This window comes from Oleiphilus sp. HI0067 (genome assembly GCF_001635735.1).
In genome coordinates, this window is the sequence record NZ_LWFI01000059.1 from 1 (window position 1) to 895 (window position 895).

Annotated in this window: 1 protein-coding gene; it reads right to left on the reverse strand. The window is 46.9% G+C overall.

Annotation, left to right across the window (positions count from 1 at the left end; genetic code table 11):
- Positions 1-895 (reverse strand): GAF domain-containing protein (locus A3739_RS01040; RefSeq protein WP_156502221.1); only part of this gene is annotated, 895 nt, incomplete at both ends.

Below are 895 nucleotides of genomic sequence, written 5' to 3' on the forward strand. Positions count from 1 at the left end.
ACGTTCTGACACATCTTGTGCGACCCAAATCACATGCCCCTTTTCAGGCTGATCTAGATCGTAAACAGGAATAGGAGAAACCCGTGCTTCAAAAATACGATTTCCCGTTTGAACATCTAGCTCATACTCATACACCATACGTTTCTGTTGATCGAGACACTCATGAATAACATTGAGCATGGCTGTGCTAATTGCAGGAGGGAGGATGTCTGACAATTTCTGCCCAAGAAGCATATTGGCAGGCAAGACTAATGATTTCATCTCACCGCCATAAATATCGACGTAATAGCCATCTTCATCGAACACGAGAACTAGATCCGGCATCGCCCTAGCAAAGCTCTCAAAGCGATGGCTGTTATGTTGTAAGGCTTTATGCAGCTGACTTGATTTCCCTTCGTTGATTTTTTTCTCTAGAACTAAACCTGCCAGATGAGAAAAGCGCTCAATCAGATCAACAAGATCTGCGTCATACTCACATTCGTGGCCGAAATAAATGGCAAAACTGCCAAGCACTGAGCCATAACTCGCCATAATCGGGACAGACCAGCATGCCCGTAGTCCCGCGCCTAAGGCTAAGCCTTTGTAATCAGCCCAGAGTGGATCCGTTTCGATACTCGACACATTCACATTCTTCGCTGTATAGGCCGCTGTTCCGCAAGACCCAACATTAGGGCCGATTTCTGCGCCATCAATCGCCTCGGAATATTCCTTGCTGATGCTAGGTGCTGCACCATGGCGTAGATGTTTCCCATCCAGAAAGAGAATGGAGCAATACGCATCTTCACGCGGAATCAGTCGCTCTATTTCTGTCGCGATGAGCTCCAAACATTCCGCCCATTGCCCGCCTAAATCAATAAGAGAAATGATGCGCTGTTGAACATCTAACAGACGCCCT